The organism is Paenibacillus senegalimassiliensis, assembly GCF_001486585.1.
GTDB lineage: Bacteria > Bacillota > Bacilli > Paenibacillales > Paenibacillaceae > Fontibacillus > Fontibacillus senegalimassiliensis.
On record NZ_LN909043.1, the window covers coordinates 196,032 to 217,480 of the forward strand.

24 protein-coding genes and 1 riboswitch are annotated in these 21,449 nt (G+C 49.3%); of the genes, 17 read left to right on the top strand and 7 right to left on the bottom strand.

Annotation, left to right across the window (positions count from 1 at the left end; all coding sequences use genetic code 11):
• Nucleotides 1-51 precede the first annotated feature (51 nt).
• From BN3279_RS04640 to BN3279_RS04675, 8 genes are all read left to right on the top strand, one after another.
• Entirely contained in the window at nt 52-417 is a 366-nt protein-coding gene (locus tag BN3279_RS04640; RefSeq protein ID WP_059049467.1) for a thioredoxin family protein, read from the top strand.
• Between the two features lie 164 nt (nt 418-581).
• Nucleotides 582-1,556, top strand: a complete 975-nt coding sequence (locus BN3279_RS04645) for a COX15/CtaA family protein (protein WP_059049468.1) — start codon at nt 582-584, stop codon at nt 1,554-1,556.
• Between the two features lie 160 nt (nt 1,557-1,716).
• Nucleotides 1,717-3,483 (top strand): UbiD family decarboxylase, encoded by a 1,767-nt coding sequence (locus tag BN3279_RS04650; protein ID WP_059049469.1) that lies wholly within the window; start codon nt 1,717-1,719, stop codon nt 3,481-3,483.
• Between the two features lie 14 nt (nt 3,484-3,497).
• Nucleotides 3,498-4,214: a Cthe_2314 family HEPN domain-containing protein gene (locus BN3279_RS04655; RefSeq protein ID WP_059049470.1), complete on the top strand. Its 717-nt coding sequence runs from the start codon at nt 3,498-3,500 to the stop codon at nt 4,212-4,214.
• A 101-nt stretch (nt 4,215-4,315) separates the two neighbouring features.
• Nucleotides 4,316-4,474: riboswitch (SAM riboswitch) on the top strand.
• 96 nt (nt 4,475-4,570) lie between these two features.
• On the top strand, nt 4,571-5,590 hold the full coding sequence (locus tag BN3279_RS04660; protein WP_059049471.1) for a methionine ABC transporter ATP-binding protein: 1,020 nt from the start codon (nt 4,571-4,573) through the stop codon (nt 5,588-5,590).
• Nucleotides 5,587-6,255 (top strand): methionine ABC transporter permease, encoded by a 669-nt coding sequence (locus tag BN3279_RS04665; protein WP_059049472.1) that lies wholly within the window; start codon nt 5,587-5,589, stop codon nt 6,253-6,255. The genes BN3279_RS04660 and BN3279_RS04665 overlap by 4 nt, the downstream gene beginning before the upstream one ends.
• A gap of 57 nt (nt 6,256-6,312) precedes the next feature.
• The gene (locus BN3279_RS04670; protein WP_059049473.1) at nt 6,313-7,194 is read left to right on the top strand and encodes a MetQ/NlpA family ABC transporter substrate-binding protein; all 882 of its coding nucleotides are present in this window, start codon (nt 6,313-6,315) and stop codon (nt 7,192-7,194) included.
• 139 nt (nt 7,195-7,333) lie between these two features.
• Nucleotides 7,334-8,107, top strand: a complete 774-nt coding sequence (locus tag BN3279_RS04675) for an SDR family oxidoreductase (RefSeq protein ID WP_059049474.1) — start codon at nt 7,334-7,336, stop codon at nt 8,105-8,107.
• Between the two features lie 138 nt (nt 8,108-8,245).
• On the opposite strand, the gene BN3279_RS04680 is transcribed toward BN3279_RS04675, so the two are convergent.
• Entirely contained in the window at nt 8,246-8,491 is a 246-nt protein-coding gene (locus BN3279_RS04680) for a NifU family protein (RefSeq protein ID WP_018754084.1), read from the bottom strand.
• Between the two features lie 76 nt (nt 8,492-8,567).
• On the opposite strand from BN3279_RS04680, the gene BN3279_RS04685 reads away from it, so the two are divergent.
• Nucleotides 8,568-8,801: a DUF1450 domain-containing protein gene (locus tag BN3279_RS04685; protein ID WP_059049475.1), complete on the top strand. Its 234-nt coding sequence runs from the start codon at nt 8,568-8,570 to the stop codon at nt 8,799-8,801.
• Between the two features lie 12 nt (nt 8,802-8,813).
• Here BN3279_RS04685 and mqnE read toward each other — a convergent pair whose 3' ends face one another.
• Nucleotides 8,814-9,920 carry an aminofutalosine synthase MqnE gene (gene mqnE, locus BN3279_RS04690; protein WP_059049476.1) on the bottom strand — a complete coding sequence of 369 codons (1,107 nt, stop codon included), beginning with the start codon at nt 9,918-9,920 and terminating at the stop codon, nt 8,814-8,816.
• A 194-nt stretch (nt 9,921-10,114) separates the two neighbouring features.
• On the opposite strand from mqnE, the gene BN3279_RS04695 reads away from it, so the two are divergent.
• A complete protein-coding gene (locus tag BN3279_RS04695; protein WP_059049477.1) occupies nt 10,115-10,471 on the top strand; it encodes a HesB/IscA family protein in 357 nt (118 codons plus the stop codon).
• Between the two features lie 91 nt (nt 10,472-10,562).
• On the opposite strand, the gene BN3279_RS04700 is transcribed toward BN3279_RS04695, so the two are convergent.
• Together BN3279_RS04700 and BN3279_RS04705 are read right to left on the bottom strand one after the other, a co-directional pair.
• Nucleotides 10,563-11,765 (bottom strand): AI-2E family transporter, encoded by a 1,203-nt coding sequence (locus tag BN3279_RS04700; protein WP_059049478.1) that lies wholly within the window; start codon nt 11,763-11,765, stop codon nt 10,563-10,565.
• Between the two features lie 179 nt (nt 11,766-11,944).
• Entirely contained in the window at nt 11,945-12,217 is a 273-nt protein-coding gene (locus tag BN3279_RS04705) for a hypothetical protein (protein ID WP_059049479.1), read from the bottom strand.
• Between the two features lie 143 nt (nt 12,218-12,360).
• Between BN3279_RS04705 and BN3279_RS04710 the strand changes: the two genes are divergently transcribed.
• Entirely contained in the window at nt 12,361-13,023 is a 663-nt protein-coding gene (locus tag BN3279_RS04710; protein WP_059049480.1) for a YheC/YheD family protein, read from the top strand.
• A gap of 248 nt (nt 13,024-13,271) precedes the next feature.
• A complete protein-coding gene (sda, locus tag BN3279_RS04715) occupies nt 13,272-13,415 on the top strand; it encodes a sporulation histidine kinase inhibitor Sda (RefSeq protein WP_082672937.1) in 144 nt (47 codons plus the stop codon).
• A gap of 379 nt (nt 13,416-13,794) precedes the next feature.
• Here the strand turns inward: sda and BN3279_RS04720 are convergent, their stop codons facing one another.
• Entirely contained in the window at nt 13,795-14,796 is a 1,002-nt protein-coding gene (locus BN3279_RS04720; protein WP_059049481.1) for an NAD(P)/FAD-dependent oxidoreductase, read from the bottom strand.
• A gap of 382 nt (nt 14,797-15,178) precedes the next feature.
• On the opposite strand from BN3279_RS04720, the gene BN3279_RS04725 reads away from it, so the two are divergent.
• Together BN3279_RS04725 and BN3279_RS04730 are read left to right on the top strand one after the other, a co-directional pair.
• Nucleotides 15,179-16,372, top strand: a complete 1,194-nt coding sequence (locus tag BN3279_RS04725) for an NAD(P)/FAD-dependent oxidoreductase (protein WP_059049482.1) — start codon at nt 15,179-15,181, stop codon at nt 16,370-16,372.
• A 1-nt stretch (nt 16,373) separates the two neighbouring features.
• Complete coding sequence (locus tag BN3279_RS04730; RefSeq protein ID WP_059049483.1) at nt 16,374-16,622, top strand: hypothetical protein; 249 nt, start codon at nt 16,374-16,376, stop codon at nt 16,620-16,622.
• Nucleotides 16,623-16,691: 69 nt separating this feature from the next.
• Here the strand turns inward: BN3279_RS04730 and hemQ are convergent, their stop codons facing one another.
• Nucleotides 16,692-17,438: a hydrogen peroxide-dependent heme synthase gene (gene hemQ, locus BN3279_RS04735; RefSeq protein ID WP_059049484.1), complete on the bottom strand. Its 747-nt coding sequence runs from the start codon at nt 17,436-17,438 to the stop codon at nt 16,692-16,694.
• A 231-nt stretch (nt 17,439-17,669) separates the two neighbouring features.
• On the opposite strand from hemQ, the gene BN3279_RS04740 reads away from it, so the two are divergent.
• The 3 genes from BN3279_RS04740 (at nt 17,670) to dnaI (ending at nt 21,068) form a co-directional block, all read left to right on the top strand.
• Nucleotides 17,670-17,963 carry a YuiB family protein gene (locus BN3279_RS04740; protein ID WP_059049685.1) on the top strand — a complete coding sequence of 98 codons (294 nt, stop codon included), beginning with the start codon at nt 17,670-17,672 and terminating at the stop codon, nt 17,961-17,963.
• 241 nt (nt 17,964-18,204) lie between these two features.
• Nucleotides 18,205-19,734 (top strand): DnaD domain protein, encoded by a 1,530-nt coding sequence (locus BN3279_RS04745; RefSeq protein WP_059049485.1) that lies wholly within the window; start codon nt 18,205-18,207, stop codon nt 19,732-19,734.
• A gap of 380 nt (nt 19,735-20,114) precedes the next feature.
• A complete protein-coding gene (gene dnaI / locus BN3279_RS04750; RefSeq protein ID WP_059049486.1) occupies nt 20,115-21,068 on the top strand; it encodes a primosomal protein DnaI in 954 nt (317 codons plus the stop codon).
• A 94-nt stretch (nt 21,069-21,162) separates the two neighbouring features.
• On the opposite strand, the gene BN3279_RS23555 is transcribed toward dnaI, so the two are convergent.
• Nucleotides 21,163-21,318 carry a YqzM family protein gene (locus BN3279_RS23555; RefSeq protein ID WP_089153427.1) on the bottom strand — a complete coding sequence of 52 codons (156 nt, stop codon included), beginning with the start codon at nt 21,316-21,318 and terminating at the stop codon, nt 21,163-21,165.
• Nucleotides 21,319-21,449: the final 131 nt, after the last annotated feature.

Sequence of the window (21,449 nt, forward strand, 5' to 3'; positions counted from 1 at the left end):
ACCCCTGCATTTGGTTGACTGTAGATACGAGAGAAGAAAGGGTGAATAGACATGGAAAAAGTGGCATCTTCTGAACAATTTCAAGCTAGCATAGAAGCTTCAAGTCTGACCGTTGCTGTGTTCAAAGCAGACTGGTGTGGGGACTGCAAGTTCATTGATCCCTTCATGCCCGAGGTGGAGCAGGCGTATGAAGGTCGGTTAACGCTAATCGAGGTTGATGTTGAACAGGTGGGCGAGGTCAGCCAGGAGCAGAATATCCTGGGTATTCCCAGCTTCGTTGCTTATGCCAACGGGAAGGAACTGGTCCGCTTCGTCAATAAATTGCGCAAATCCCGGGAGGAAATCGAAAGCTTCCTGAATCGGGCTCTGGAGGTATATCAAACCTTAGAGCAAAACGCAACAAGCAAACAGGAGTAGTCCAGCGCCATAATATTAATCACGCCGCCGCGAGGAAAGAACATTGCGGCGGCGTTTATTTTTGAACATTTTATGGATATCTGCCTATGAAAGTGGTTACTTGATCGGTTATAATGAAAGGGGTTTATTGGATTTTCCATCGAATCATAAAAGGTGTGAACCATTTGGATACGAAACGTTTGAAGTGGCTTAGCTATGCATCTTGTCTGGTCATGCTGCTGGCAACCTTCGGGGGCAGCGTTGTTACCAAGACAGAATCCGGACTTGGCTGCGGGAACGAATGGCCTCTTTGCCATGGGGAATTTGTGCCTGCCCATACAGTAGCATCGGTAATCGAATATTCTCACCGTGCCGTAAGCGGAGCGGCAGGCTTGCTAACGCTGGCAACCTTTATTGCCTTCTGGCGCTACCGTAAGAACCGCAAAGACTTGCAAGCGTTCTCTCTGCTCGCCTTAATCTTCGTGATGGTACAGGCTTTTATGGGAGCCATGGCTGTCATGTACCCAACTTCTTCGGCCGTCATGGCCCTTCATTTTGGATTCTCGCTGATCGCCTTTGCGAGCTCAGTCATGCTGGTACTCGGTATTCGGGAGGAAGAACGGGGACGAGCCGCAGGAAGAGAAGCGGGTGCTAAGGCTGCGCGGGTTAGTCGAACCTTCCGCAATCTGACCTGGATAGCTACTGGATACACCTACATCGTGGTATACATAGGGGCATATGTCAGCCATACCGATTCAGCAGGGGGCTGCAGCGGTTGGCCACTATGCAATGGCCAGCTTATCCCTGAGCTTAGCGGGGGCGTAGGCATTGCGTTCGCCCACCGGGTTGCTGCGGCAATCCTTATGGTCGTGATTGCGGCTGTTGGCCATGTGGCCTTCCGCAAGCATCCCGATTTGCCAGAAATCCGCATGCTGGGACTCGCGGCAACGCTATTGATGATTGTTCAGGTCTTCACCGGTGCCTTTATCGTTTATACATTAACTAATTATCACGTTTATTTGTTTGCTTCTCTGGCTCATATCATCGTGCTTGCCGCCTTGTTCGGCGTACTCAGCTATTTGAGCGTCCGCACCTGGCAGCTAAGCCGGGGCGAGAAGGACCGGCTGAATTCAAGATTCGATGTCGAAACCACTCCTTGAGTAACTTCGTTCTGGAAAGACGACTTTCTAAAAAGTAAGGTTCGCCAAGTAGTTGCCGGATAAGGTATACTCTTGTCTATAGCAAACGAAACGTGACGACCGGGACAGGGGACCGAGCCGGTGGGCCCTTGTCCCGGTCTTTATAGGAGGATAATTAGGAATGAGCTACAAAAATTTGCGTCAATGGATAGATGCACTGCAGAAGGAAAACGAGCTTGCCATAATCGATGTGCCTGTCGATCCGCATCTGGAATTGGCTGAAATTCACCGGCGTGTCATTGATGATGGCGGACCGGCGCTTCTGTTCACTAATGTGAAGGGTACGCCGTTCCCGGTAGCCACTAATCTGTTCGGTACCATTCGTCGCGTGGAGATGGCCTTTGGACCACGGCCCGAAATGCTCGCCAACCAGCTTGTTGATGCTGTACATAAATTGTTGCCCCCTACGCCCAAAGCGATTTGGAACGAGCGTGGGCTTATCCGTGATGTACTGAAAGTGGGAATGAAGAACGTCACGAAGAGCGAAGCTCCCATCCTGGGAGTATGCCGTACGGAATCGCCGCTCAAGGATTTGCCGAAGGTAACGAGTTGGCAGGAGGATGGCGGCCCGTTTATCACGTTGCCGTTAGTTTATACAGAGAACCCACTCCAACCCAAGGAGAACAATCTGGGCATGTACCGGATTCAGTTATATGATGATCAGACGACCGGAATCCACTGGCAAATTCAGAAGGGTGGCGGCTTCCATTACCATGAGGCCGAGAAGCGTGGGGAACCACTGACCGTTTCTGTGTTCCTGGGAGGGCCGCCGGCGATGGTGGCTTCGGCTATTTCGCCAGTACCAGAGCATCTGTCTGAACTGTTGGTCGCTTCATTTATTCTTGGCGAGAAGTTGCCGATGATCGAAAATCCGCTGGGCGGACACCGTATCCCTGCAGAATCGGAATTCGCCATTTCCGGGCTGGTTCCCCCGTTTGAGCGCCGTTTGGAAGGGCCGTTCGGGGATCACTTTGGTTATTACTCGTTGCAGCATGAATTCCCGGTTCTTCATGTCAATCATATGTGGCACCGCAAGGATGCCATCTATCCGGCAACCATTGTGGGCAAGCCGCGGCAGGAGGATTATTATTTAGGGGATTTCCTGCAAAAGCTTCTGTCACCTGCCTTTCCAATGGTTATGCCGAATGTCCGCTCTTTATGGACCTACGCCGAGGCTGGCTTCCATGCGTTAAGCTCTGCTGTGGTTCGTGAGAGTTATTCCCGGGAAGCCTTGGTATCGGCTTTCCGTATTCTGGGTGAAGGTCAGCTATCGCTGACCAAATTCCTGATGCTGACGGACAAGCTAGTAGATCTGGCAGATTTCCGTCTGTTGCTCAAGACTATTCTGGAACGTTTTGACCCGGCTACCGATTTGTTCATTATTAACAATACATCCCATGACACGCTGGATTACACAGGGCATAAGCTAAATCATGGCAGTAAGGCTATTCTGATGGGAGTGGGCGACCCGATACGGGATCTGCCGCGCACTTATGAGGAAGGCGACATTGCAGAGATCAACAGCATCCAAGTTTTTCATGACGGATGCCTTGTCGTTTCCGGTGCATCCTATGAAGATGAGCCTGAGCTCGCGGAGCGGGTGCTTGGCCGTTTGCGCGAACGCGGAACAGCCTGGCCGTTCGTTGTCCTGGTGGATGACGCCAAGACAGCGGCTTACGATCAAACGGCATTTTTGTGGACGGTATTTACCCGGTTTAATCCGGCTAATGATATCTATGCTGCTGCCGAGGTGCGCCAGCATCATCTGTCCTACAGCCTGCCACTTGTGATTGATGCCCGTATGAAGCCAGGTTATCCGGATGAACTGTTCCCAAGAGAGGATATCGTATCCTTGGTCGACCAGCGCTGGAAATCCTATTTTCTGTGAAACGGAGGTAAACTATGCTTCGCAGCTTGCTTGGTGAACCACCTAGACAAAATGACGGCATATTTGCAAGTTCGATGGATGCTATGGGGCAAACGATTCAACTGCTCCAGCGTGAAATTAAAGACCATCAAGATCCGTCGCATGACTACCGCAAGCTTGAAATATGGACGCGTGGACTGATTTTTTCCTTGGAAGAATTGGAGGAGTGCCTGTTCGCCGCGACCTTCTTCCGCCAGAAAGTTCGCAAGGACTCGGTGGAGGATATGGACTCGCAGGAGCGGGCTGACTATGCGAGGTACGTTTACTTTTACAAGGATGGCTTCATTCGTGTGTTCTCTGCGCTGGACAAGCTCGGTACGGTGTTGAACGAATTGTTCGATCTCAAGACCTCCAAGGTGAAGACCCATTTCTCCTACTTTACGGTGCTGCGCCAGTTTGCTTACTTCAAGGTTCATCCCGATTTGGGCGGCAAGCTGAACGCAATCAAGGAGGAATACCGGGAAACGTTGAACATTTTGCGCAGACGGCGGAATACGGAAGTCCACTATATGAATTCGGAAATGAAGGATGATTTGTGGCAGCGGCATCAAGCCCTCTTTGGCAAGTTGGAGCTGGAGGATCTTGATCAACATATCCGTGATTTGGAACGGGGTTACCAAATGGTCTGTGAGACCTATTTAACCGTATTTGGCTATGTTCAGCAGCGCTGGAAGAAAATTGTGGAGAGCTGATTGCAGGCTGGTGCATTTTTTCTTTGACAAAACCTGCAAAACTCATTATACTCATCAATAGTTTCATTCTATGTCATGAATGTAATTTGATAATTTCATATTTCTTATCGAGAGAGGCGGAGGGACAAGGCCCGATGAAGCCCAGCAACCGATTCGTTCATGGCACGGTGTAAGATACCGTAAGGCCCCGGGAACGGATGTCATGGTGCTAAATCCTTCAAGACCAAGCGGTTTGCACGGTTGGTGTTGGCAGATGAGAAGGCATTGTCTTTACGTAAAGAGAGCCCTTTGATTCTGTAGGGCTCTTTATTTTATATTGGGGTGTACAAAATAACATAAACAGGGGGTGAATATAAGTGATCCAACTTAAGGATGTGACCAAGGTATATGGAGGCAAAAAAACCTTCACCGTGGCGTTATCGGGCTTGAATCTAAGTGTGAAAAAGGGTGAAATCTTTGGAGTGATTGGCCATTCCGGAGCAGGCAAGAGCACTTTGATTCGATGTATCAACTTGCTGGAACGTCCTACGGAAGGCGAGGTTTGGGTTGGCGATGTGGAGCTGACGAAGCTGGGCAAGCGCGATTTGCAGGAACGGCGGCGTAAGATTGGCATGATCTTTCAACACTTTAACCTGTTGGCCTCAGCTACCGTTTACGATAATATCGCTTTCCCGCTAACGCTGATCGGAACGCCGAAGGCGTCCATAGCTAAGAAGGTAGACAGCTTGCTGGCCCTGGTTGGCTTGGAAGAACACAAGAGCAAATACCCGGCCCAGCTATCCGGTGGGCAGAAGCAGCGGGTAGGTATCGCCCGGGCGCTCGCTAGTGACCCTGACGTGCTGCTATGTGATGAAGCTACCTCGGCACTGGACCCGCAAACAACGGACTCTATTCTCAAGTTGTTGCTTGATATTAATAAGCGGTTCCAACTGACGATTTTGTTGATTACACACGAAATGCATGTGATCCAAAGCATCTGCGACCGGGTCGCGGTCATTCATCAAGGTGGAATCGTGGAGGAAGGTCCGGTGACAGAAGTATTTCTGAAGCCGCGGCATGAGGTAACACAGGAATTTTTGCACCGCGAGAACGCGGGTCAAGAGAGCTTGAAGCTTGCGGCAGCGGCCTCGTCGGCAGCGAGAGGCAAGCTGGTGAAGATCACTTTCCTGGGGGCCCAGACTTATGAATCCGTGTTGTCCCAGGTTGTCAGGGAGACCGGCGTAAATTTTGCTATTTTACAAGGTACCATCTCCACCATCAAGGATACGCCTTACGGCCAACTGACTGTTTCGTTTGAAGGTGACAGGCAGGATGTAGAGCAGACACTGCGGCTGCTGCGGGAACGGGATCTTGACGTGGAGGTGCTTCAATCATGAAGGAGTTAGACTTCAGTACCATTGATTGGTCGGAAATGGGTACAGCAACGGTGGATACGTTGCAGATGATGGGTTACGCTACATTGTTTACTTTTGTCCTGGGATTGCCATTAGGCGTCATGTTGTTTGTCTTTTCACGTTCTCAATCCTCGGTATTAGGATGGGTTTACAGGATTATTTCGTTGGTGGTGAACATACTTCGTTCCGTACCTTTTATTATTTTGATTGTCGCTTTGATTCCGGTAACCCGGGCTATTATGGGGGTATCAAGCGGCGTGGAGGGCACCATTCCACCGCTCGTTATCGGGGCAGCTCCATTCTTTGCCCGATTGGTGGAGACGGCGCTGCGTGAGGTGGACCGCGGGGTTATCGAGGCTTGCCAGGCTATGGGCGCTTCGTCTCTGCAGTTGATTCGCAAGGTGCTCTTGCCCGAAGCGTTACCAGGCCTACTGGCCGGGATGACAATTACGGTGGTCACACTGGTCTCCTATACGGCGATGTCCGGTATGGTTGGCGGGGGCGGCTTGGGTGATTTGGCCATTCGCTACGGTTATTACCGTTACAAAAGCGAGGTCATGCTCGTTTCGGTTATCTTTATGATTATTTTGGTGCAGTTGCTACAAATGCTGGGCGACCGGCTGGTTATTCATTTTACGCGGAAATAAGGAAACAATAATATATAACCATATCCTTATTCAAAACAAATCAAGGGGGAATCTGCTATGAAAAAATGGACTTTATCCGTACTGACACTGGCTTTGGTATTGGTGTTGGCGGCTTGCGGCAGCAACAATGCAGGGAACAATACAGCGGGGAATACACCGGAAGGAAATACTTCCGCAGCAGAAGGAAATGCAGCGAACAGCGGTAACGAAACAACTTCCGAGCCGGTGAAGCTGGTCGTAGGTGCTACTGTGCCTCATGCTGATATTCTTAAATTCATCGCTCCAAAGCTGAAGGAAGAAGGCGTGGAGCTCGAAGTGAAGGAATTTACCGATTATGTACAACCTAACGTACAAGTATTTGAGAAAGAACTCGATGCCAACTACTTCCAACATCAACCGTACCTGGACGAACAAAACACGCAAAACAACTTTGATCTTGTGTCGGTTGTAGGGGTTCACGTGGAACCGTTTGGCGCTTACTCCAAAAAATACACTTCGGCCGATGAGCTTCCTGACGGAGCGAAGGTAGCTATTCCTAATGATCCATCTAATGGTGGTCGTGCCTTGCTGCTGTTGCAAAATCAAGGTTTGATCAAGCTGAAAGACGATGCTGGAATTACAGCAACTCAAAAGGATATTGCTGAAAATCCGAAGAACTTGAAGATCATTGAAGCTGATGCAGCTATGCTGCCTCGTCAATTGGAAGAAGTAGACCTGGCTCTGATCAACACGAACTATGCGCTTGAAGCTGACTTGAATCCGACGAAGGATGCTTTGTTCATTGAAGACAAAGAATCCCCATACACGAACTTGTTGGTAGCTCGTCCGGATAACAAGGATTCCGAGGCCATTCAGAAGCTGGCTAAGGCGCTTACTTCGGATGAAGTTAGAACATTCATCAATGATACCTATGAAGGTGCTTTGGTACCGGTATTTTAATAATACGCCAGGATGATTTATTCTATGGTCATACTCTCCCGCTGCGAATTTTTGCAGCGGGATTTTTTTGCTCTCGTTTGTGGGAACACGCTGAATCTTTTATACTTAAAGGGAGTTTACTCTGGGAGGAGGAGGAACGTTGAGTAGAAAAATAGCCCTGATTACCGGGAGCGCCAAAGGCCTCGGCAAAAGGACGGCATTGACGTTGGCGGAGCAAGGTTTTGATATTGCGCTGAATTACGTACATAGCGAATCGGAAGCGTTCTCCCTCCGTTCCGATATCCAGCAGCGGGGCGTGCGTTGTATTGCCGTGCAAGCTGATGTGTCACGGCGTGAGCAAATTGCTTATTTAGCCGGGCAGGTAGAGGAACAACTGGGGACAATTGATATCCTGGTCAACAATGCGGGTCCTTTTATCCGGGAGCGCAAACCCTTCGCCGATTATAGCCAGGACGAGGTGCTGGAGATGATTGAGGGGAATTTGGTGGGGAGCCTGCTGTTGGATCGTCTGGTGCTTCCCGGCATGCGTGAGAAGCACTGGGGGCGAATCATTCATTTCGGATTTGGACATGCGGCGGAATCGCGTGCTTGGCCACACCGTGCGGTATATGCTGCGGCCAAGACAGGGCTGGTGTCCTTCACGAAGACGTTGGCCGTCGAGGAGGCCCCATACGGAATCACCGTTAATATGGTATGTCCCGGCGACATTCGCGGGAGGAACAAGGAGATCATTATTGAGGAAGCTCGTGAGCTTCAGGACGGGCAGACGCCGCTAGGCAGGCCCGGCAGTGGCGAGGATGTAGCACGGGTCATTGCTTTCCTGTGTCATGAGGATTCTGATTTTGTCACCGGCAACATTATGGATGTGTCCGGTGGCTTGGACCCAGTACGTCCATGGATTAAGCCGACCTGATGGGATATGGCAGGCAAACTCAGAAGTGGAACAAAATAAACAGCAAAAAACCCGACCTTCCGGCAAATCGCCGAAGGGTCGGGTTTACTTCTCATACTCCATTGAAGAGCAGAATAGTTATCACTTAGGTTGAGGAGATTAGAATACTTGAACGACCTCTTCAACGCCTTCTACTTCTTCAAACAGAGCGCGCTCGATCCCTGCCTTGAGGGTAATCGTGGAGCTTGGGCAGCTACCGCAGGCTCCCATCAGTCGCAACTTGACAATGCCATCCTCCACGTCGACCAGTTCTACGTCGCCGCCGTCACGTTGCAGGAATGGGCGCAGTTTGTCCAAGACTTCCAGCACTTCATCATATAATTTATCTTGTACATGCTCACTCATTGTTTTCAACTCCTTTCTCGTCTTATTATATTACATAATGTCTAAAATTTAAATCCTTCTTCAAGGAGGCCTGTAGGTGAAGCACTTACTTGAATATTGTACCCGAAATGTTAGCCTGGGGACTCATGAGGCCATTCGCATGGTTCAGGAGCAATACGATTGCGAAGTTCATGAATATGGCTGCCTGACCCACTGCGGAACCTGCTACGCCTTTCCTTACGTCATTGTGAATGGCGAGCAGGTGGAGGCGGAGGACGCCGGGCAATTGGCCGCGCGGATTCTTCAAAAAATTAGCGAATCCGCGGTGTAAGCCAAACAAGAGCTATTCGTATACGCGAACTTCGTTATAGAAGGTATCCCGTTCGACCGGGATACGTCCGGCTCCTTTAACAAGCCAGATCAGTTCTTTCAGGGTCATGCCTTCCGGAGTTTGTGCCCCGGCAGCATGGCTGATTTGCTCCTTCAAAATTGTACCATGCACATCTGATGCGCCAAAGGCCAACGCTACCTGGGTGAGCTGTACTCCAATATTAATGAAGTAAGCCTTAATATGCGGAATATTATCCAGCATCAGCCGGCTAATCGCAATCGTCTTCAAATCCTCGTAGGCCGAGTTCCGCCGCATAATACTGGCGTTCTTGTTACGTGGTTGCATCGACAGCGGAATGAATACCTGGAATCCGCCCGTCTCATCCTGCAATTCACGGATCTGCATCATATGGCGAATGCGGTCCTCGTAGGACTCGACGGAGCTATAGAGCATCGTGGTTGGCGTCTTCATGCCGAGCTGATGGGCTGTCCGGTGGACATCGAGATATTGCTCGACATTGGCTTTGTCGACCTTCATTTTCTCGCGGTATTGATCGGATAAAATTTCCGCGCCGCCGCCTGTTAGCGACTCCAGACCCGCTTCTTGCAGGCGCAGGAGCACTTCCTTCGTGCTTAATCCGCTCAAGCGAGTATAGAATTCAATTTCGGCTGCCGTATAGGCTTTGATAGTGACCTCAGGGAAATTTTCCTTAAGGACTTTGAGCGAATCCACATAATATTGGAACGGCACATGATTGTTATGTCCGCCCACGATATGAAATTCGCGAACTCCCGGGGTAATGTGCTGCTTCACGTAAGCTACCATTTCCTCCCCGGACAGGGTATAAGAGCCTTCTTCGCCTTCATCCTTGCGGAAGCTGCAAAAAGCGCAGCGGGATTCGCAAACATTCGTGAAGTAGAGACTCATGTTCTCAATAAAATAAACCTTTTTGCCATTTTTGCGCAAATTGACCTCACCGGCAAGCTGGCCAATGCTCAAGATATCATCGCTTTCATATAAATAGACCCCATCTTCGAGGGAGAGACGTTCTCCGTTGCGGACTTTATCCGCAATTTCGGCCATTCTCTTGTCGGTATTCGGGGTAACCAGCGTGAACATAGCGTTCCCTCCGTTTCCAAGTGCAATTAATGCCTAGTACAATTACTGTATGAATTACCTTCCTATTATAAACCCCGTATCCCAAGGGGGCAACAATGATAGCTGGAGGAAATCATTTCTGCAACAAGAAATATCACATCTGTTGAGCGTATGAAGGAGAAGGAGTATAATTTGCTTAAAGGAGTGTGAAGGTCATGATTACAATTACGGACAGCGCAATGGCGCGGATTAAAAATATGCTTGCTGAAGAAGAAACGCCGGGGATGTTCCTGCGAGTGGGAGTGAACCCTGGCGGCTGTAGCGGATTTTCCTATGGCATGGGCTTGGATGACGAGGAAAGTGCCGAGGATGTTTACATGGACATTCATGGATTGAAGGTGGTCGTGGATAAGGAGAGCGTTCGTTACTTGAACGGCCTGGAGATCGATTTCAAGGAATCCGGCATGAGCGGAGGCTTTACCATCCAGAACCCCAACGCCATCGCTACCTGTGGCTGCGGTCAGTCGTTCCGCATGAAGGACGAGGAAGGCCAACCGCAAGAGTGCGATTGAGTGAGCAGACCTGAATAGCCATGATGAAGGCCCTCGCGGGAAACCCCGCGAGGGCCTGTTTTATGGTGCAGCTATCCGTGGAGAACTAGTTCTACTCCTCGGGCCCAGGTTGCGGCTCCTCAGTAATGATCTCACCAGCAGGGGAGGGCACATCCGCTGTGATTGGATCATACAGACGTGAGCGCCGCTCAAACCATTGGAATAGATGGGAGAAGATGACCTTGAGTACGGCATATCCTGGAACGGCTAAGATGATGCCAAGCACCCCGAACAAATTCCCTGCGGTAAGAATGACGAAGATGATCGTAATCGGGTGAATGCTTAGTGATTTACCCATGATTTGTGGTGAAATAAATTTACCTTCAATTAATTGTACCACCGTCCAGACGATAATCAGCTTGACGAGCATGATCGGCGAAGTCACGATGGCAATAATTAATGCCGGTGTAATAGCGATGGCCGGACCAAGATACGGCACGATGCTGGTGAAGGATGCGATAATGGCCAGGGTCAGCGAGTAGTCCAGACCGATAATCACAAAGCCGATATACATTAACACGCCAATGCAGAAGCTGACGATAATTTGCCCACGGATGTAGGAACTGATCTGTCCATTGACCTCTGTCATAACATGATGTGTTTGACTGCGAAGGCGAATTGGTACATAACGAAGGATAAATTGCGGCAGCTTCTTCCCGTCTTTGAGCAGATAAAACAGAATGAAAGGCACGGTGATGATGGCCAGTACGACGTTCTTCACAGCGCCAAGGAAGCCCCCGATGCCGGACCAGGCATTATTCAGCAGATCGCTGCCTTGCTCAGTCAGCGAACGGGTCAAATCATTGAAGTTAAAACCGGATGTTTCCTGGATTTGATGAAAGAGGTTGCTGCCAATGAGCAGGGCGAACTGCTCCTGCGCTTCCGTCATATATCCGGGGAAGTTCTCGACAAGACTCATGATCTGCTCCTGCACGAGCGGGACAACCGTCATGACAAGAAGCGTAATCAGTCCGGCAATAAGCAGGTATAGGCCCGTAATAGTATAAGCGCGGCGAACCCGCTTTTTCTCCAGCCAATCGACCAGCGGGTTAAGCAGATAGTAGATAGCCCCCGTCAAGATGATAGGCAGCAGAATGGTTTTGACCAGCACGGTAATCGGTGTGAACACGAACGAAATTTTGGAGAATACCAAAATATTCAGGCTAATCAGCAATACGATAAGCAGAAATAAGACAAAGCGGTTGTTCAGGAAAAACTTCTTGAAGCGTTGACTCCACAGTGGTGTACTTCCCATGCGATATGACCCTCCTGGTTCTTTCTTTGCAATGAGGCAAATTGGTCTATGTAAATAATACGAATAAATTGAATTAGGTTTCCACTTTTTTAGAGAAAAAGACTCATGCCGTCACCAGGAAGGCTGTGGCTTGAGTCGAGCATTCTCTATAAGCGGCGGGTGATTACATGAGCGCTGGTTTACAGAAACTGCCGATCCACCATAAGGAAGACCATAACCGCTGCGACTAGCGAGAAGACGATGCAGCCAGCCCCCAGGCCCTTGCGGGAGGACTTGACCATTTTGAGCCCCGTAAGGAATAAAGCTACGGTAATCCCCGCAAGCACTAGCGACATGGCGATCATGGCGAACCAATAAAGCACCTCAAAGAGCGAAGCCTCAAATGAAGATCCCCCTGTATTCAATACCCGTTCCTCCCCTTCTCTGGCCGGATATAGACCATTGTTCCCCATTAATATACGTTAATTCTTCCCATTTGCAAAGAAAAGCCCTTGGATAATCGCGGGGAAAAGGGGCTTAAGCCTTGGACAATCATCCAAGAATCTATAACTTCCTACGAGTAAAATACCTTATATCGTAGAAAGGGGATAGTGTCATGGCGGGAAGACAGTTAGCCAACAAATGGCTGAAGACAGAGGCGCTTCTAAGCAATGGGGAAGTGGCCACCCACATACCGCAGACCCGATTGTACGGCGCCGAGGCTTTGAAGAGAATGTTGCATCAGTTCGGCATGGTTGTCATTAAGCCGCTCTGCGGGGGAGGCGGCTATGGCGTAATTAAGGTAACGTATTCGGGCGGTGTGTACGCGTTCACCTATGCTTCGCGGAGATATTGCTTCTCCAGCTTCAATGCCATGTTTCGTGCATTAAATCGGGCCAAGGTCAAACGCAAATACATGATTCAGCAAGGGATTCATTTGGCTCGCATTTATGGACGGCCCATTGATTACAGAGTGAAGGTTGTGAAGGAGAACGGAGCCTGGGGCTATCGTTCGATGGTAGGGCGTCTGGCTCGTCCCGGGTTGTTCGTAACCAACTTGTGCAAGGGCGGGTCTATGCTGAGCGCTCGCGAGGGACTGAGCCGTTCCTTGGGACGTAAGGTTTCTGTCCGTAAACGCAGAGAAATGCGTACGCTGACGAATACATGTATAACCATCCTGGAGAGTCGTTTCCCTGGCGTCGGGGAGCTTGGATTTGATTACGGGGTGGATCGTAGCGGGAAGATCTGGATTTTTGAAGTGAATACAAGACCGCAATAAGATGTAGGTAGCACAGAAATTCTCCAAAATTCCTTTGTTTAGGAGAAAATTTTCCGTCAAAATATGCGAACTGGTGTCCTGTGAATAACTTTTGTCCACATTATCCCATCATATTTTTCAACGCTTTTCGATAATTACTAACATGTTGTTCACAGGATTTCCACAGGCGTTTGTGGATAACAGGAACGCTTGTTCTACTAAACTTTTCCTGTTATGATGAGGGAAATACTAGAAAGGGCGTGTTACCAATGGCGTTGTTGACCGATGATTTGCTTCTCGAATCCTACTATAAAGCGAACCAGTTGCAGTTGGATCAGGAGTTTATCGCATTGCTATTGGCTGAAATCCGTAGACGAGAGTTGGACCTTTCCCAATCTACCATGCTTCACTAGACTGTGGACAACTTGTCCCGTTTGATAGAGATGAATAGAGTTATCCCCAGGTATTCAAGGCGCTTGCCAGGCGTTCACATGATATATATAAGCTTCATGACAATGCGGACACTGTACGACATGTTCGCAGCCGGATGGACTGCGCTCGGAAATGACTGAGGTGTATTGATCAGCGGAGCCGTAAGGACTGTAAGGTCCGGTATAGTCTTCCTTTTTCCCAGTATTCTCAAGTACGTATCCGCAATCAGGACAGGTCGCATGAAATGTGGCCAAGCCGTTGCAGAGCGGGCATATATATGGCAAAGGGTATCTTCTCCTTTACGGTATAATGAAATCCGTAAGGTTAAGATACCCTTTTCTTTGTTAAATCATGTAAAAGCTATAGCTTGAGATTACTGCTGTGTCCTGGGGACAGCTTGGCCTCCGGATCGATGTAGACCTTGGCATTGTTAACGGCGGTTGGCGCCTCGCCAAAGCCGACAGCAATCAGATCCAGTTTGCCGGAATACGTCGTAATATCGCCAGCAGCGAAGATGCCGGGAATCGAGCTCTCCATACGGGAATCGACAACGATGGAATTGCCCTGAATATCAAGGCCCCATTCAGCGATAGGTCCCAGAGAAGAGACAAAGCCAAAGTTTACGATAACGTCATCGACCAGAAGCTCCTGCGTCTCCTTTGTCTTCACATGAGCCAACGTTACGCGTTCAATCCGGTCTTCTCCGTGCAACTCGGCAATTTCCGTTGGAGTGATGACTTGTACCTTGGAAGACATCAGTCTTTCCACGCTATGCTCATGGGCCCGGAACTTATCGCGGCGATGAATTAATGTAACTTGTTCCGCAATCGGCTCGAGCATGAGCGCCCAGTCTACGGCGGAATCGCCGCCGCCGCTGATCAGGACCTTCTTGCCGCTGAAACGGCTCAAATCGCTGACGAAGTAATGCAAGTTGGTCTTCTCGAAGCCAGCCGCATTGTCTAGGTCCAGTCTGCGCGGCTCGAAGGCTCCGACGCCGGCCGTGATAATCAAGGCGCGCGCGTGGTGAACGTCTTTATCCGTAGTTACGATAAAGTGGCGTTCGTCTTTCTTCTCGATTTGCACCACGCGTTCCTCAAGACGAATATCAGGATCGAACAGCTTGAGCTGCTCGTTCAGGTTGTCGATGAGCTGTTGACCTGTAACCTTCGGGAACCCGGCCACATCGTAAATATATTTCTCAGGATAGAGGGCAGCAACTTGCCCCCCAAGCTGAGGCATACTCTCAATCAGTTTGACGGAAGCTTTTCTCATTCCGCCATAAAATGCGGCAAACATGCCTGCCGGTCCGCCTCCGATAATAAGGAGATCGGTGAATTCGCCGGCATTGTTTTGGGATGACACGGGCCAAACACCTCCAGATATTTTTCTGCACCTTCACAGGTTTTTATAATGTCAATTCTACTTTATTATAAACGTCATATCCTTTCTTGCAAAGACAGGTTGAAAACTGCCCTGAATCTGTAAAAGAAAACGTAGAAAGTCCTATGGTTACGGGTAAAATAAGACTTGATCTTTTATGTAAAAGCCGATATCATTCAAATGTATGCATTCATATTTGTGACGAAAAAAGTACATTTGTGAAATAGGATTCCCGATTTTGGCGAATAATAGTATAGGTTAAGAATCGTGCCGAAGACTGTAATTTTATGTGTTAATTTTCACATTGAAGTTTTTGGTTTAATTTCAAATATAGAGCGCCCCAACTTGGAAGGAGAACAAAATCATGAGTACCATACCCAAAATTGTAATTCTTGGTGCGGGTTATGGTGGTATTCTTACCGCCCAGCGACTGCAAAAAGAACTGAATTACAATGAGGCTGACGTCACCCTGGTGAATCGTCATGACTATCATTATTTTACGACACATCTGCATATGCCTGCGGCCGGGACCGATTCGATCGAGCATACGCGGGTAGCTATATCCAAACTGATCGACGAGTTCAAGATTGATTTGGTGAAATCGAACGTACAGGAGATCCGCCTGGCTGATAAGAAGGTCGTCCTTCAGGACGGAACTCTTTCATATGATTATTTAATTATTGCCCTGGGTGGAGAACCTGAATCGTTTGGCATTCCGGGATTGACTGAATACGCCATGACGATTCGCAGCATCAACTCGGTGCGGATGATTCGCCAGCACATCGAATATCAATTTGCCCTTTACAAGGCGGACGAGAGCCGCACGGATCGTCTGAACTTTGTTGTTGGCGGAGCAGGCTTCAGCGGTATTGAATTCGTAGCTGAGCTCGCTGATCGCATTCCGCAATTATGCAAGGAATACGATGTAGATCCCAATTACGTGAATGTATACAATGTGGAAGCTGCACCAACCGCTCTGCCTGGTTTTGACCCTGAGCTGGTAGAGTATGCCATGGATGTGCTTAAGAAGAAGGGCGTACAGTTCAAGATTGGCGTAGCGATCAAGGAGTGCACACCGGACGGAGTGGTTCTGGCTACCGGCGAAGAGATTAAATCTCAGACTGTCGTTTGGACAGGCGGCATTCGTGGCAATCGTCTGGTTGAAGCAGCAGGCTTCGAGACGGCCCGTGGACGCGTCAAAATTGATGACTACTTGCGGGCACCAAGCCATGACAATGTGTTTATTATTGGGGACAACTCCCTGATGTTCAATCCGGAAGGACGTCCTTATCCACCTACCGCACAAATTGCCATGCAACAGGGCGTGACCTGCGCACAAAACGTGGTGGCCTCCATCCGTGGCAAGGAGCTTAAGAAGTTTGTGTTCAGCAATAAAGGCACCGTGGCTTCTTTGGGTAAGGGTGAGGCTGTTGCCAGCGCCTTCGGCAAAAAATATAAAGGCTGGGGAGCCGCTCAATTGAAGAAGCTGGTCGACCTGCGTTATCTGTTCACCATCGGGGGAATTCCGTTAGTGCTGAAGAAGGGAAGATTCTTCTAACATGCGCCATTGCAGTGTTCAAGTGCGGGGCTTGTTAACGCGGGAGGAACTGGATCGTTACAATGCGCTGATGGAGGTAGGCTCCTATCTTGAGTCGGAGCAGCGCCATGACTTGGCGTATACGGTCCAGAGAGAAGTCGATGTCTTGATTCTTCCAGCGATCGAGCGGCTGAAGGAGAAGAGTCGCGAACGGGACCGGGCTACCGCCGAGTATCTGGAATCGCTGCGCTCTGATACGGAAGAAGAATAGGGATAAATAACAAAGCATAAATAAGGCGTGCCGCCATGGAGAGAGCGGCACGCCTTTATTTATTATGAATTACAATTTCAGCATATCGTCAAGCAATTCGGCATTGAGCAGGTTGCCCACAAAGAATTGGCCGAATTCGCCGTACCTTGCACTGACCTCGTCGAAGCGCATCTCGTAGACGAGCTTCTTGAATTGCAGAGCATCGTCCGCGAACAGGGTTACGCCCCATTCCCAATCGTCGAGGCCTACAGAACCGGTGATGATCTGCTTGACCTTGCCGGCGTAGCCACGCCCGATCATGCCATGGCTGCGCATCAGGGCACGCCGTTCGTCCATCGATAGCATGTACCAGTTGTCAGCAAGCTCGCGCTTCTTGTTCATCGGGTAGAAGCAGATGTGTTTGGACTTGGGCAGCACAGGCTGCAAGCGAGCCAGCACTTCCGGATTGGCCTTCGGATCACCGTCACCGGAACCCAGATAGTTGCTAAGCTCAACTACACTGACATAAGAGTAGGTTTTGATGGTGTAATCGGCAAAGGAGGTTTTGTTGAAGGCATTTTCCACAGCGTTAAGCTCCTCCAGTGTTTCCCGCAAATGCATAAATACGATGTCGGCCTTCTGGCCAACAACGGAATACACGGCATAGCTTCCGATCTTGTCCAGCTCAAGGCTGGCCCATTCCTGTAAAAATGTATGTAGCTCCTCCAAGGCTCCGGCACGTTCCTCATCGTCCGCTGCCTTCCAGGCCGCCCAGTTTATGGTGCGGAAATCATGAAGCGCATACCAACCTTCCAAGGTCAAGGTTGCTTCGTTCATATCTATACTCACTCCTCGATGAATTTATAATCCTGCCGCAAGCTTGCGGTTGCGCTTTCTCCATTGTAGCGCAAGGGATGTAAAGGGGGCAAATGAGTTTTCCCATTTTTCCTCCAAAGTTCATTGCTTCGCTACATTTTTTCTAGTAAACTAACTACTAGCTTGAGTTTCTGTGATTTATTTTATAGTTCGGGTGTTTTATCAATGGATATGCAGAAGGGTGGGGGAGCGATGGGCTGGCTCATCGTGCTGGTGCTGATGGTGTTGTTCTTCGTCATGATGTTTGGCATCGGATTTATTCTCAATATGCTGATGAAGACAACCTGGTTTCCCGCATATGTATTCATTATCATCATATTGCCAATCGTTGTGTATACGCTATGGGATCATGACAAAGGCTTTGGGGCTTATTTGGCCTCGTTCGGGCTGGTTGATTATTTGACGGCATTCGCAGGACTTTGCGGTGCGTTGCTCAGTGGCTGGACTATTCAGAAGCTGCGGCAGGGCGGATACAAGATGTTCTAGGGCGAAATGTAATGTGGGGTTGTCCCAAGGCGGAGAGGGATCTGCCAAGCGGGGCAACCCTATTTTTGATGGCAGGATGACTGACCACGAAAGGGGCCGTTCGCTGGCGTAAAATTTGCTATTTACGTGAAGCATGGGTGAAAACGCCGATTTTTGCCACAAGAGGACGACTCAGGCAAGTCTCTTTTATGTTAAAATAAAACTAGTCTATCTATAGACATAGGGAAGGAGAGTTGGGGCCGTGCGGATAAGCAATATATTGCATTTTACCGAGAATCACCGTTACTGCGTATACCGTGATTTTGGTCTCAGTCCCGTAGATGGCAAGATGCTTGGCCTCCTCTATCAGCCGATGGTAGGGGCGTTCGCCGTTTCATTCTATCGCTTGCTGGCGGAGCAGGTGCCACAGGAGCAGGTTGGATATTCCGGGATGGAGCAGCAACGCAAGCTGTTTCTGACCTTAGGTCTGGACCCTAGTGAAAAGGGAAGAAAATTTCTAATAGAACAGGCATCGCTGCTAGAGGCGGTAGGCTTGCTTCAGACAAGCCGCCTATATGCTCCGGATGGCGATGATTACATGTATGAATATGAACTGCAGCCGCCACTTTCGCCGGCAGAGTTCTTTCGGACGCAGCATCTAACGCTGCTGCTGCGCGACAAGATTGGCAAGTTTGCGGTGCTGGCGCTGCGTGAGCAGTTGTTCAGCAAAGAGCCGGAGGCTTGGGCCGGAGCTAGCTATAATAAGGAGAATCTTAGCATTCCCTTCTATGATATATTCGAGCTCAACACGCATTCGATTGATTATGAGCTGGAGCAGGCGATTGCCGAGACATCGATTGCCAGACAGCCTGGCATGCGTCTTGCTCCCGAGGAAGAAGAGATTAATTATGCCGACATCATTCTCCGCTTTCCGCGGGAATCGGGGAACAGGGCTTTCGTGGAGGGACTGCGCTTCGACCATGAAGGTATGGGCGTTATTAATTATGTAGCTCATAAATATGATTTGACCGCACAGGATTTATGCCGTCTGCTTGATGAGGACGGGGTGTTCGATCCGGCAGGGGGGCTCCAACTGGATCAGCTACAACATCGTGCCAATCTGCAATTCCGGCAAGGGAAGCGGCGGATGGAGGAGCGCGAAGTGGTGTATGGGAAGATCGCTTCACTGCGTGCGGAAGAAGATCAGCCGACATCAACAGCCGGGGCTATGCCGGAAGAGGTAGCTGTGCAAATGGAATTTTACGTAGAGGTACCCCCGCAGTTTCGGAGCAAGTGCGACATTCACCAGTACAATATGATGCTTCGCAACGAACCGTACACCCGGCTGTTGAAGACGTTTTTTCCTGGGACAGTGCCTGATAATATGCTCGATATTTTCGAGAAAGTTGATCTTAATTACAAGTTGCCTGGCGAGGTTATTAACGTATTAATTCATTATTTGATGTCGCTGCTGACCTCTGGCGGAGAACAACGGATTAACCGTAATTTTGTGGATGCGATTGCGGCAAATATGCTGCTGAAGCAGGTTAATACGTACGAGCAGGCGGTACAGTATATTCGTGATCAGGCCAAGGTGAAGGAAAAGGCGGCCGGGAATGCTACCGCAGGCAACCCGCGGCCACGAACCTATGGCGGGCGATCGGCCAAGGCGAAGCCGGAAATTCCCATCGTACAGCAGACGGTAGAGGATGGGGCGGTTTCCGAGGAAGAATTTGCTGAACTGGTCAGAATGGCGGAACGCCGCAAGGCCAACAAGCAGAAGAAAATATAGTGAAATTTTGTGCTCAATCTAAAAATTAGCGGTTGATCGTTAGCAAGACTTATGAGGCGAATTGCACGTATCTCTGGAATTTGCTGAATACCACTGGTTCACAGATTCTATTGGGGATTCCGCTTCTGTTATAGGGAAAAACTCCCGTTAAATGGCTCGAATTCGCCCGAAATCGTGATTTATATGGATTTTCTCATGTTAATCATTAAAAAATGGTCGATTTTTGGGAAAAGCCCAAAATTAACATGAGAATTTCCTGTTATATATGATATTTGGGGAAATACAGACGAATTAGCATGAGGTTTTCCCGTTAGAGGTATATTCATTTTTGTTTTGATTCAAATCTAGTGATAAAAAGACGGATAAGAAGGTGAACTGCCATGGAGTCACTCGGAGAGTTACTGACGCAGATGAGAAATCCGCAGCTTAAGCAACGTCAGGAGGAGCTTGCTGCCCGGCTACTGAATGATCCGCTGGTGATGGAGTTGCAAAGCCAGCACCCGGAGCTGGAGCCAGCGACGTTGACGCGCGGAATGGCCAAGCTGTATCAATATGTGAAGGACAGTAACAACTGTGCCAATTGCCCCGGTCTGGACCGCTGCCCAAATGATTTCTCCGGTCACTTCACCAAGGTTACCGTGGAGCAGTTAGGAGAAACCTCCCAACTGGTGGACCGTCAAGTGCCATGCTCCAAGCAACTGCGACATGAGCGGGAGCTTGCGGTCAAGAAGCGGATTCATAGCTTCTATGTGGATGAGCGCGCATTGGAGCAAGGCTATGATGATGTGGAGATCATGGCGAAGGATTCGACCAGAGCACCTGCGGTCAATCAAGTGTTCGGTTACATTGATGGGACGAAGGAGCAGGGGCTGACGGCGAAGGGGTTATATCTGGAAGGGTCGTTTGGCACAGGCAAGACGTTTCTCATGTGTTATATGCTGCATGAATTAGCGAAGGATGGGTATTCCGGAGCCATCGTGTACATGCCGGAATTCGTAGAAGAGCTAAAATCAATGATGCAGGATAGTGAGAAGTTGCGTGAGACGGTAGAGACGATGAAGCAGGTTGATCTGCTAATCTTTGACGATATCGGGGCAGAGAATCTGAATCCCTGGGTGCGTGATCACATTTTGGGCTCGATTCTGAATTACCGCATGAACCGCAAGCCTACCTTCTATACCTCTAACTATTCCCTGAATGCCCTGGAGAAGCATCTAAGCTTCACGAGCAAGGACGGGGAAGAGCGTCATAAAGGACAGCGGTTGATGGACCGCATTGCTCCGTTCGTGGATGTGGTGCAGGTAAAGGGTGCGAACAAACGTGGACAAGGCTGAGTGGCGTGAACAACCAAGAAGCCCCGTACCCCTCACTGGTGAGGGATACGGGGCTTCTTAAGTCATTTTTTGTGCATGGATAATTCTGAGCAGACTAGCTGCCGATAAATTTGATGATGACCATGCCGAAGAAAATGATGCTCATCAGCGTAAACATGCCGAAGAAACCGTTCATCAAATTAAACAAATCGTTGCGTGGTTCTTCGTTGATATGTTGACGCGGGTCGTTCGCCTGCACCTTGGCATCCATGGCGATAGGCCTCCTCAGAGAAAAAAGTTGTATATTCTGAAAAACATCAATGAATTATGTCATAGACAAAGCTGATAATGGTTAATATTAGTATAACCAAAGCCCCTTCTATTTGTAAAGAAGGCTTGCTT

Bases quoted from the DNA above. Each gene is read 5' to 3' on its own strand.
- mqnE (WP_059049476.1), bottom strand. From the start codon at position 9,920: ATGTTCACGCTGGTTACCCCGAATACCGACAAGAGAATGGCCGAAATT.
- BN3279_RS04725 (WP_059049482.1), top strand. From the start codon at position 15,179: ATGAGTACCATACCCAAAATTGTAATTCTTGGTGCGGGTTATGGTGGT.
- BN3279_RS04655 (WP_059049470.1), top strand. From the start codon at position 3,498: ATGCTTCGCAGCTTGCTTGGTGAACCACCTAGACAAAATGACGGCATA.
- dnaI (WP_059049486.1), top strand. From the start codon at position 20,115: ATGGAGTCACTCGGAGAGTTACTGACGCAGATGAGAAATCCGCAGCTT.
- BN3279_RS04700 (WP_059049478.1), bottom strand. From the start codon at position 11,765: ATGGGAAGTACACCACTGTGGAGTCAACGCTTCAAGAAGTTTTTCCTG.
- BN3279_RS04680 (WP_018754084.1), bottom strand. From the start codon at position 8,491: ATGAGTGAGCATGTACAAGATAAATTATATGATGAAGTGCTGGAAGTC.
- BN3279_RS04710 (WP_059049480.1), top strand. From the start codon at position 12,361: ATGGCGGGAAGACAGTTAGCCAACAAATGGCTGAAGACAGAGGCGCTT.
- BN3279_RS04650 (WP_059049469.1), top strand. From the start codon at position 1,717: ATGAGCTACAAAAATTTGCGTCAATGGATAGATGCACTGCAGAAGGAA.
- BN3279_RS04705 (WP_059049479.1), bottom strand. From the start codon at position 12,217: ATGGGGAACAATGGTCTATATCCGGCCAGAGAAGGGGAGGAACGGGTA.
- BN3279_RS04640 (WP_059049467.1), top strand. From the start codon at position 52: ATGGAAAAAGTGGCATCTTCTGAACAATTTCAAGCTAGCATAGAAGCT.
- BN3279_RS04740 (WP_059049685.1), top strand. From the start codon at position 17,670: ATGGGCTGGCTCATCGTGCTGGTGCTGATGGTGTTGTTCTTCGTCATG.
- BN3279_RS04665 (WP_059049472.1), top strand. From the start codon at position 5,587: ATGAAGGAGTTAGACTTCAGTACCATTGATTGGTCGGAAATGGGTACA.
- BN3279_RS23555 (WP_089153427.1), bottom strand. From the start codon at position 21,318: ATGGATGCCAAGGTGCAGGCGAACGACCCGCGTCAACATATCAACGAA.
- BN3279_RS04730 (WP_059049483.1), top strand. From the start codon at position 16,374: ATGCGCCATTGCAGTGTTCAAGTGCGGGGCTTGTTAACGCGGGAGGAA.
- BN3279_RS04670 (WP_059049473.1), top strand. From the start codon at position 6,313: ATGAAAAAATGGACTTTATCCGTACTGACACTGGCTTTGGTATTGGTG.
- hemQ (WP_059049484.1), bottom strand. From the start codon at position 17,438: ATGAACGAAGCAACCTTGACCTTGGAAGGTTGGTATGCGCTTCATGAT.
- BN3279_RS04695 (WP_059049477.1), top strand. From the start codon at position 10,115: ATGATTACAATTACGGACAGCGCAATGGCGCGGATTAAAAATATGCTT.
- sda (WP_082672937.1), top strand. From the start codon at position 13,272: ATGGCGTTGTTGACCGATGATTTGCTTCTCGAATCCTACTATAAAGCG.